The organism is Halochromatium sp., assembly GCF_054919635.1.
The window spans coordinates 1-10,473 of record NZ_JBUDPI010000105.1; the positions used below are offsets into that span (position 1 = coordinate 1).

Sequence of the window (10,473 nt, forward strand, 5' to 3'; positions counted from 1 at the left end):
TGGAGTCAGCCGGGCGTCGAATCGGACGACTACCTTCGCGATACTCGTGCCAGCCCGCCGGGTCACCCGCTCGCGTCGCGTTTCCTAATACCCCAGCGGTGGCGACCACCGAGACGCGAAGCTCCTCGTGCTCGGCCTGCGCCAGTACCGCGCACTGCATGTTCGCCGCGGTCGACATCAAGGCGGTGGTCGCCGCGGGCAAACCCGCATCAGCACAGGCTTGCGCATGAAATCCATCAAGCCGCGAAAGCCTTGCCTGATTGCGACGATACTGCAGGTTGTGGCCAACTCCCTCGCAGCTCTGATGGTTCGCGATATGGGTCAGATCCTCGCGCAGGCCGCCGTTGACCTTGCAGGTACTGAGCACGCGGTGCCGAGTCTTAAGCTCGGCCCAGAGGAAGCGGCGATGGCGGTGAAGAGAATAATGATCGGTATCGCGCAAACGCATGACGGCAATCAGAGATCGAGACGGTCTTCGTCGTCCCGACCGTTACTCGAATCTGGACAACCTGGAGGTGTCAAGGTGCTGCAATTGAATCCGCTTAGCTGAAGCCTTGAGCGAAAAGGGCTTAACAGAACAGCCCAGACAGCGGCGGATCAGGGCGACTCACGGCAATACGGGGCAAATTAGCGCAAATTAGCGCAAATCAGGCGGAGCGTGCCAACGCCATCAGCTGATAAGGCTCCAGCAACAGCTCTTGAGTCGCAATGATGGTCTGGCCCGCGAACAGGTCGACCATGGTCTTACGCATCCCCATCTGGCGCAAGCGCCGGGCTTCGAGGCGCTGTGGGTGCTCGCTGAAGTTACCAATCACGAAGACGGTGGACTGTTCGCTCGAGCGCAGGAACCCAAACACCTGACGATTACCGGTATCCAGCAGCTCCGTGTCGCCACGCGCGAAGGCGTGGTTATGACTGCGCACCTGCAGCAGCCGCAGCAATCCCTGGTAGACCCGGCCTGAGACGGTTTCCATATCGCGGCGGTGCTCGGCGCGCTCCCAGTCGAAGGCACTGCGATGCAGCCAGCGCGAGTCACCGACCTTCTCGGAGTCCTGATCGTAACCGTAGTCGTTCAGGGTCGCGATCTCATCGCCGAGATAGATCAGCGGGATACCACCGATCATGATGATCACCCCGTGGATGAGCAGGATGCGCCCGATCGCCAGCTCAAGCTCGGCCGCATCGTCCTCGACCAGCGCCTTCTCGAGCCCGGTCAGAGAGGCGCAGGTGCCAGAAACCCTGGCGTCACCGGTCAACGGGTCTTCCTGAAATGGAGCCCCCCTGGCGAAGCTACCGTCGAAGCGCCCGGTGTAAAACCGGGTCAGAAAGCGCCGATGTGCATCGGGGTCGAAGCCAACCGCCTCAACATCGTCGTTGGCGAAGGCCCAGCCGATATCATCGTGGCAGCGCACGTAATTGACCCAGGCGCAGCCCGACGGAACCGCGAAGCGGCTTCGCATCGCCCGCTGCAGCACCCGCACGTCGCGGGTCGCTAGCGCGTCCCAAAGCAAGGCCATCAGCTGCGGGTTGTACGAGAGCGGACATTCATCGATGCTGATGTACTCGCGCACCTCGTCCGGGTGCACGATGGCCTCCGACTTGAACACCATCGCCGGCGCAGCGATGCTGACCAGGGCGTTGAAGGCCTGGATGATCCAATGCGCCTCGGGCAGATTCTGCGAGTTGGTGCCGAGCCGCTTCCAGAGGAAGGCGACGGCGTCCAGGCGCAGGATCTCGACGCCCTGATTGGCTAAGAACAGCATCTCTTCGAGCATCCGGTTGAAGACCACCGGGTTCTCGTAGTTCAGGTCCCACTGATAGGTGTGGAAGGTGGTCCAGACCCATTTCTTGATCCCGGTGCGATAGGTGAAGGCGCCAGGGTGGTCCTCACCGAAGACCTCGGGCATGGTCTTCTCGTACAGATCCGGCAGCGTGCGATCGGGGAACAGCCGGTAGTAGCCCTGATGGACCCGGTCACCGGCCAATGCTACACGCGCCCACTCGTGCTCGTCGCTGGTGTGATTGAAGACGAAATCGAGCGTCAGCGAGATCCCATGATGACGTAGCTCGGTGGCCAGCTCGGCGAGATCCTCCATGGTGCCCAGCTCCGGATCGACCTCGCGATAGCTACTGACCGCGTAGCCGCCATCGTTGTCGCCGTCGGGCGAGCGGAACACCGGCATCAGGTGCAGGTAGGTGACGCCGAGCTCGGTCAGATAGGGGATGCGCTCGCGCAGACCCGCCAGATCCCCGGCAAACAGGTCGACGTAACACATGGCACCGACCATCCGATTGGACTGATACCAGTACGGATCAGCACCGCGCATCGCATCCAAAGCCTTAAGCTCTGGAGAGCGCGCGATCCACATCTCGGTCGCCGAGGCGACGATGCTCTCAAGATGATAGAAGAAGTCATAATAGCCCCCGTAGAGGCCATACAAGCGCTTAAACAAGCGCGGAAAATGGCGCTCGAGCCGCTCACGGTAACCGAGCCATTCAACCTCTTCGACATCGCCACTAAAGCGCTGCTCGAGGCGGGGGAGTAAGCGCGCAAGCGATCGGTCCGCTTGCTCGCGTACCCAATGCTCGTCGTTGATCGGCGTCTTGTTATCCATTGATCCTTCGATCTTTTTAGCTCTCGTTCAGTTGTCGACCTCAACGACGGCGCCATTGCCATCATTGCCCTCGATCAGGACCAGCTTCCCTAACGTCGGATGGCGAACGACGAAGATCTGAAACAGCGGCAGCTGCTTCGTAGTCACGAGCGTCCCTTCCTCCCTGAGGTCCGCGATCACCTGCTTCTCGGCATCGAACATGCGCATCGATGGATGTCTCCTGGGTTAGGACCTTCGAGAGGAATAACAGCGTCGAGCGGACTCCGACGCGAACTAGAGCGTTCGCCGTCGGAGACAAGCAGATACCAAGACGCTCGCTTAGGTGTCCTTGCGACGGCGCAGCATCAGCGTCACCGCGATGCCAGCGACAGCGACCCCGCCAACACTGATCAACATGGCGTTGTCGTCTAGGAAGGCGATGCCGATGGTACTGAGAATCAGGAAGGCACCAAAGACCGACATCTTCCAGTCGATGTAGATGCCAGAGAGGAGCGCAGAGAGACCCAAAACATAGGCCACGACAAAGCCCTGACTCTCAGCGTTCAGGAAGTGCGGAGTATCACCCATAAAGAGGAGATTGATCACGACCAAAACTGCGCCCCAATACAGCACTTGCTTGCCGATGTAGACCGCCTTCTCTCTAGTGCCCTCGCCGGACCCATGCCAACCGCCGATCAACGAGACCAGCGCCACAAATGGCATGAACAGCTTCCACAGCTCGGTCGCTCGCTCGGGATCGGCATCGGTCATCGCCGTCAGCACGATCGAGGCAATATAGAGCGCGAGATAGGGCAGGCTCACGAACAGCACCTTGATCCAACTGGCCTTGTTGGCTTGCTGGTCTTCGGTCATCAGGGCTTCAGACACGTTGGCGTCTCCTCTGTTAGGCAAGTTAAGGCTGTGCCGAGCTGGTCGTGGGCCCTCGTTCACGCTAGGCGTCCACACTAAGGCTATCGTCCACATCGCTTGACCACTGAGGCACAGGTCCAGCAACCATCGTCGATGGCCGCCTCTAACATAGTAACAACGCGGGTATCGGCTAGACCAACCGCGACGCCCGTGAAACCCCACGCCATCGCCGCCGAGATAGCAAAGGCCTCGGCCGTTCTGCCCCTATCTTGCCTCAGCTTTGGGGTCCGCCCTGACTTCCATTCAAGGTCGGGCTTATACGTGGTCGGCCTCAACGGCTTCGAGCAATCGCTCGTAGACCAGCGGGACGCTGTAGGCGACACGGTTCCATGACGGGATCAGCTTGGCCTCTTGAGGCCCTTTGGTCTGCATCCAGGCGTCCCAGAGGAAGCCACGAAAATGACCTGCCGCTGCTTCTTCCTGATACAGATCGTAGACGAGGTCATTCACATCAGCGTCGTAGCTGTACTTGCGCACATAGGTCAGCGCGGTCTGATAGTAGGTATGCAACAGCATATCGACATAGGCGTCGTCAAGGGGAATACCGTGCGAGCGCATGTAGGTCAGGTAGAACTTGGCGATGTCGACCACCATCCGGTGCAATCCCTTGGACGTGTCGTGCGGTGACAGCTCCTGATGCTTGTGCTCGTAATTGGCAGCCAGATCGATCTGCGCCACCTGCCGACGCGTGAGCTGATCGTAGACCTGTGACAGCGTCGCAACCTCGAGCCCCCAGTCGTAGGCGATGTTGAGCCCTCTGGCCAGATCCGAGGAAAAACAGAACTCGCCTGCTAGCGGATACTTGAAACCGCGGTGGTACTCGAAGAATCGCTGAAGCTCGGGCAGGCCCTGATTGCACATCACGCGCGACAGGGTATCGACGAAGGGGGTCACGAACAGCCGCGTCACGCGCCCTTTCATCGATCGCTCGCTCGGAGAGATGCGCGCATAATAGCCTTTGCAGAACTGAAAGGCGTTGTTTGGATTAGCCACGGGCTCGATCAGCCGCCCCAGCATGGTGCGGTCGTAGGTGACGATGTCGCAGTCATGCAGCGCGATGGTATGGGCTTCGCCGCGCGCGAACAGATAGCCGAGGGTCACCCAGACCGACTGCCCCTTGCCTTGTTGCCCGGTGGGAATACCGCGCTCGCCTAGCTCGGATAACAGTCCCTGGATGCGCGGGCCATCAACCCAGACGACTCGAACCATGCAATCGGGCCGAGCCAAGCGCCCGAAATAGGCCTGAGCCTCACGGAACTGGGCTTCTTCGGGCGCGCCGCCCAGCGCCACGACAATACTGCGCAGGTAGCGGACCTCAGCGATCCGGTCAACGATCCGATCGAGCACGTCACCATTACTGATCTCACTGAACAGAGACGGCAACAGCAGGCACATGTGATCCTGCTTGGCATGGGATTCAAGCTTGCGCTCGAGTCGGCTCAGATAGGTATCCGGATCAAAGGCCTCATGCAGCCCGTGAAGGGTCGTGATCTGCGGTTCTTGGTGGAAATCGGCCATGCGCTATCAACTCCTGCCGTGGATTGCGGGACGATTGACCGCAGGCACAGCCGACCGGGCGAGCCGGCCAGCTGATTGGTTGTCACAAAAACGGCGCCCGGTGAAGCGGCGCCAGAGGCTCGGTGGCAAACGCTATTCGTGGGCGATACGCTTATCAGTGAACAGATAATCCTTCAGCTCGTCATCGAACTTCGAGTCGCGACGTCGAATCCATTCCAACAACATGGACGCATGCTCCTTTTCCTCGTCTCGGTTATGGGCGAGGATGGCTCGCAGCTCGACGTCTTTGCAAGCATCCACGCGCTGGTTGTACCAGTCGACGGCCTCGAGCTCTTCCATCAGCGAGACGATCGCGCGGTGCATATCGCGCGTTGCATCCGATAGCTCAGCGATCGGCTCATGATATCCCTCGTTCGACATCGCTTATCTCCGATACAACAGGGTCGCCGCGAGCGACCCGAAAAAAGAAACGAATAGGGCCAACTGAGCCTGAGCGCACGAGCTGCGCGCTCTGGCAATCATCCAGCAGCCTTCATTGTCCGAATCCTCGCGCCAGAATACAACGCGCTTTGGCCCCATTGAACCCGGTATTGAACCCGGTTCGACCGACCTTAGGAGAAGGCGCTCGCATCCAGCGACAGCCCAGAGGCACCCGCGCTGCTGCCTGCTCCGCGACCGGCCGGCCCCACCGAGACCAGCACCTGAGCATCGCGCGGCAGCACATCGACCTCGGCACCAGAGGCGATGAGCTGCTCGGTCTCCATCACCTCCATCACCGCAGCCAGCGTCTCTGGGTCTTCGCGGGCGATCTCATTCAGGGCCTCACCGACCACCCGTGGACGGGTTGCTGCTGCCTCGGCCATCTTCTGCGAGACCTTAAAGGCCGTCTCACTCTTGATCAGTCCAACGCGGTTCTCGCCATCCTGCTTCATCGCGCTGGTGACCTGAATCAGGCGCTTGACAACCTTCTCGGTGATGTTGTCCACCATCTGCCGATCGGTAAAGGCCACCTTACGGATATAGACCGATCCGAGCTTGTAGCCCCATTTCTCCGACAACGGGGAGACCGTTGCCCGAACCTTGCGGCTGAGCTGATGACGATCCTCGAGCATCTTGTCCATCTCCAGGTTGGAGAGTGTGGAGATGGTCGAGCTGGCGACATTGGCCTGCAGCGAGCCCTCAGGGTTTGCATTGGTAAACAGATAGGCCACCGGGTCGCAGACCTGCATCTCGTACCAGATGCCGACGCCCATCGGTGTGCCCTCCTCCGAGTTCACCATCAGATCGCGCAGGTAATACTGCCGCAATGCCGTGTTCACGAGATAACGGTTGCCGAAGAAGGCCACGAGCAGCGCCTTGGGACCGAAGTAGGCGATGGGAAATCGCAGACCCGGCTCATCGAGGGTGCCGATGACCTTGCCGAAGAGCGTAAAGACCTGGGATTCGCGCTCACGCACCACCGCATAGAGGCCGAAGCGTCGCGCAATACCGAGCAGCACCGGGATCGCGACGATGCCGAGCACAAAGGCGATCAAGGGAGAGAATGTATCCATTGGCATGACTAGGCACCTCCGCGAGCAGGCTGATCAGCGGCACTGAGTCCAGTCACCGTGGCTGTGCTCTCATCCGCCGCGGGACCCGCGACCTGAACAATGCGCTTCGCCTGCTTCAGCAGTGGGATACGCATGTTGCGGATATAGGCACGCAAGGCTGAGGCCCCGCCGGTGCGTTTGATGCCCATCAGGGTTGAGGCCAGCTCGCGCAGCGGCGCGACTTCGGCTTGGGCATTATTGCTGGCGATATCGACCGCGCGCTTGCTCATCGTGATCTGCTGCTCGGCGTCAGCGCGCGCGGTGCTGATATCGGCGGCGACCTGATTGCGCGTGCTGTTGATTGCAGAAAGGGCACGATCCACCTCGGTTGGCGGGTCGATCTGAGTGATCAACGCCGCATCCAGCTCGATGCCGTAGCGCGCCCCCGTCGAGCGGCATTGGCTCTCCATGTAATCGTTGAGCAGCGGCAGGTTCTTACGCAGATCGTTGATCGAGACCCCCTCGGTCAGCTCAACCGCTGCGCTCGCCGCCTCGCCGGAGACGTCACCGGTATCGACCAGGCTCTGCCCTTTCGGATCGACGAAGTTGGCGATGCGCTCGCGCAGTACGGCAATGAAATAACCCATCACATGCTCAAGCGGGCTATCCACGCCGAAGCAGTACGCATAGAGGTTCCCCTCAGCCACACGGAAACGGATCTGGCCGTCAACGCCGGTGGTGAGATTGTCCTTGGTCACTGCCTCAATGGTGCTCTGGCGCTTGGTGGGGTCCCAGGTCAGATCGATCGACTGGGTGGCAATATCGACCTTGTGCACCTCTTGCCAGGGCCACTTAAAGTAGGGTCCACCCGGCCCAATCACGCGCAGCTGCGGGAAGCGGTAGCGCTCACGCTCATCCTCATTCAGGCTGTCATCGGAAACCCATTGACCCTCGCCGAGCCGCACTGCCCGGCCGAACGATGTAAGCACCGCGCGCTCATTGGGCTTCACCGTGTAGAGGGCGCGGATAAAGACCTTGATAACGATATAGACAAGAAGCCCTAACAGGAACGCGATTAGCAACATCAAGACCCCCATGATTGGAAAAGCGGTTGCGAACAGGGATGTGAACAGGCCCGGCCCACGGGGTTAAGCGACCCGTTGCCGACGCTTCGTCGTCCCGAGCCCAGAATCCAGAACACCCAGCGTTGGGAGCCCAGAGCCGGGAGTCCAGAGTCGGGAGCAGGAGCTCAAAGCCAGAAGCTCGCTCCGACTCAGCCACCCGGAGCCGCAGCGTCGATCAACGCCGGACGAAGATCGAGCTGAGCGGGGACCGATCCCTGTGCACGAAGAGGATGAGAGCGCCAGCCCGCCGTCGGCTCGTCAAGATCGGTCGTGATCTCGCCTGAGAGGTCGGCTGAGAGGTCGGCTGGGCTGAGCTCCGGCCGAAGCCTTTGCGACTCTGTCAGGTCAGGGCGAGCGGACGCAATCTGGGCGCTCATCGATAGTCCCCACCAGGGATCAGGCGCGGGCCGTTGCTTGGCAGAGGCTGTCAGCCCGTCTTGCGTAGCGACTTCAGGCTGCAGCCCCCCGTCACGCTCATCAGTGTGAGTCTTGGGCGGGATGGATGTATCGGTCCGCTGCTTCCGCATCGGCGTTGTTCCAGCCAGTGGTGTCTGCTGGGGCTCGTCTTCATCCTCGGCCTCAGTCTCAGGGAGCTCACGAAAGACGATACGGTCTGCGTCTGGCGGCACCTCAAGCGCGGCAAGCAGGCTTGGATCACGCCCATAGACATCGTGCCGAAAGCCAATGCGCCCCTCCTCATCGGCGCGTGCGGTGAGATAATACAGCAGCACTGGCAAATGCTCATTGAGATTCACATAGCGGGTGCGGCCGCGATCAACGACGCGTTGGATCGCTCCCATATCCCAATCTTGCTCAGCCAAGATCTCCCGCGCGAGGTCCAGAGGCTCCTGAACACGGACACAGCCATGACTGTAGGAGCGACGACCGCGCGCAAACAGGTGCCGGCTCGGGGTGTCATGGAGATAGATCGCGTGCCCGTTCGGAAACATGAACTTGACCCGGCCGAGCGCATTGCGGGGACCCGGCTGCTGCACCAGACGGTAGCGCCGATGGTCGGTGGGATTGGACGGATAGACGCGGCGACCCGTACGCCGATCAATCACGCGGTAATCTCCGGGAACACCACGCATGGTCTTTTGAATCGAGCGCGGCACCGACCAGGTGGGGTTGAACACCAGATGCTCCATCGCATCCCGAAACATGGGCGTTTGGTTCTTTTCGGTGCCAACGACCGCTCGCGTGCTCCAAACCGGCTGATGATCACGCACCATCTCAAGCTCGAAGGCGGTGATATCGACCAACAGATAGTCGCTTGGCAGCTCATGGTAGAGCCAGCGCATCCGCTCGAGGTTGGCACGAATCGACGCCAATCGATCATCGAACGGATGATTCAATGCTGCTAACGTGCGTGGACCGATGATGCCATCCTGGGCCAGACCGGAGCGCCCCTGGAGCTCACGGATGGCGTCGTAAAGCGCCTGATCGTAGATGTCCGGCTCAGCCGTCGGCGGAAACTCATAACCGTCAAGGAGCGTGAGCTGATCACGAATCCGCCGCAGGCGCGGGTCGCGCATGCCGATCTTCAGATTGGCTCCGCCCGGTATCGGCGTCCAGCCACCCTCGAGCTGCAGACGCTCGTTGAGCGCGAGATAGCGTCCGTAGCCAAGCTTGAGCTGCTCGTAGAATGGCGCCTTGGGCAACATGGCATCGACCGCTGTGGTCAGGTCTGCGGCGGCCAGCGCATCTTGCATCTCGACTCGGAGGTCGGCAGCGTCCACCGAATCGACGAAGGTCCAGTCCGGGTTGATCTCCTTCGGGTTGTGCTTGCCGTATTGGAGATGATGCAGATAGCGCAGCAAGGCGTCGCTGAGAATTAGCTCGGCGCGCCAGCGTTCCTCGACGTTATCGCTGGCCTTGAGCGTCATCTCCGCCAGGAGCGCACGGATGGCGTCGGCGTTGAAATCGTTGGGCTCTAGACCATGCGCGACGCTGCCATCGGCAAGATCGAGCATCGACTGCGCCCGCGTCGAGCTCCAAGCCGGGAGAAAATCGCGTGCCTCGTAGATCTCGCGCAGTAGACGCGCCGAGAACAGCGGCAGCCCGGAGATCGCCTGATCGAAGCCCTCGTCAGCCCCTCCCGTACCAGGTCCTTCGCGATGCTTTCGCAACCGGTCACCAGACGCCAGCGGCTCTGGGGCCCTGTCATCGCTCTCGCTCGGTGTCTGGCCTTCAGGGTCAGTTGGATCGCTTGCCGGCTCGCTGGCTTGGGTTGGGGCCTCCGCCTCAGCTCGAGAGTCGATCGCAGCGTATGAGTCGGATGCGGCTGGGGTCTGCTCGGGGGCCTGGGTCTGAGCTGGGGTCTGAGCTTGGGCCTGATCGCTAACGCAACAGACAATGAACGCCAGGGAGCCGCTCAGCAGGAACGCAATCGAGCGGGATGAGATCGAACTGGATGAGATCGGACAGAAACTGGCGGCCTTGGTCATGATCCCACCCGACTGCTAGTGAATCCGGTGTCGCCCGTTACAGCCTTGGCCAGCAGTGGCTTGATCGAGACCAAGGCGCAAGCTCAGCTCTCGCCGATCAGCTGGACCCGGCCATGCTCATCGACCGCCTCCATGCGTACATCAAAGCCCCACAGACGACGAATATGTTTGAGCATCTCGTCAAGCGAATCGCCCAATGGGCGCCGATTGTACCGAAAATGTCGCAGCGTTAGTGAACGATCGCCACGCACATCCACATTGTAGGCCTGGATATTAGGCTCTCGACTACCAAGGTTATATTGGTCCGCAAGCCGTTGTCGAAGGTGCC

At 60.6% G+C, this 10,473-nt stretch carries 9 protein-coding genes and 1 pseudogene; all 10 read right to left on the bottom strand.

What is annotated here, in order from left to right:
- Window positions 1-448: adenosylcobinamide amidohydrolase (locus ACY693_RS08425; protein ID WP_462321382.1), on the bottom strand; the 448-nt coding region annotated here is incomplete at its 3' end.
- Between the two features lie 199 nt (window positions 449-647).
- A complete protein-coding gene (locus tag ACY693_RS08430) occupies window positions 648-2,615 on the bottom strand; it encodes an alpha-amylase family glycosyl hydrolase (protein ID WP_462321383.1) in 1,968 nt (655 codons plus the stop codon).
- Between the two features lie 27 nt (window positions 2,616-2,642).
- Window positions 2,643-2,822, bottom strand: coding sequence for a hypothetical protein (locus ACY693_RS08435; RefSeq protein WP_462321384.1), 180 nt, complete (start codon window positions 2,820-2,822; stop codon window positions 2,643-2,645).
- A 111-nt stretch (window positions 2,823-2,933) separates the two neighbouring features.
- Window positions 2,934-3,482 carry a hypothetical protein gene (locus ACY693_RS08440; protein ID WP_462321385.1) on the bottom strand — a complete coding sequence of 183 codons (549 nt, stop codon included), beginning with the start codon at window positions 3,480-3,482 and terminating at the stop codon, window positions 2,934-2,936.
- A 297-nt stretch (window positions 3,483-3,779) separates the two neighbouring features.
- Complete coding sequence (locus tag ACY693_RS08445) at window positions 3,780-5,042, bottom strand: glycosyltransferase family protein (protein WP_462321386.1); 1,263 nt, start codon at window positions 5,040-5,042, stop codon at window positions 3,780-3,782.
- A 132-nt stretch (window positions 5,043-5,174) separates the two neighbouring features.
- Window positions 5,175-5,462 (bottom strand): encapsulin-associated ferritin-like protein, encoded by a 288-nt coding sequence (locus ACY693_RS08450; protein WP_462321387.1) that lies wholly within the window; start codon window positions 5,460-5,462, stop codon window positions 5,175-5,177.
- Between the two features lie 191 nt (window positions 5,463-5,653).
- Complete coding sequence (locus ACY693_RS08455) at window positions 5,654-6,601, bottom strand: SPFH domain-containing protein (protein ID WP_462321388.1); 948 nt, start codon at window positions 6,599-6,601, stop codon at window positions 5,654-5,656.
- 2 nt (window positions 6,602-6,603) lie between these two features.
- The gene (locus ACY693_RS08460; RefSeq protein ID WP_462321389.1) at window positions 6,604-7,659 is read right to left on the bottom strand and encodes an SPFH domain-containing protein; all 1,056 of its coding nucleotides are present in this window, start codon (window positions 7,657-7,659) and stop codon (window positions 6,604-6,606) included.
- Between the two features lie 188 nt (window positions 7,660-7,847).
- Window positions 7,848-9,827, bottom strand: a complete 1,980-nt coding sequence (locus ACY693_RS08465) for a L,D-transpeptidase family protein (RefSeq protein WP_462321390.1) — start codon at window positions 9,825-9,827, stop codon at window positions 7,848-7,850.
- Window positions 9,828-10,228: 401 nt separating this feature from the next.
- A pseudogene (locus ACY693_RS08470) lies at window positions 10,229-10,473 on the bottom strand (SpoVR family protein); the annotation flags it as partial.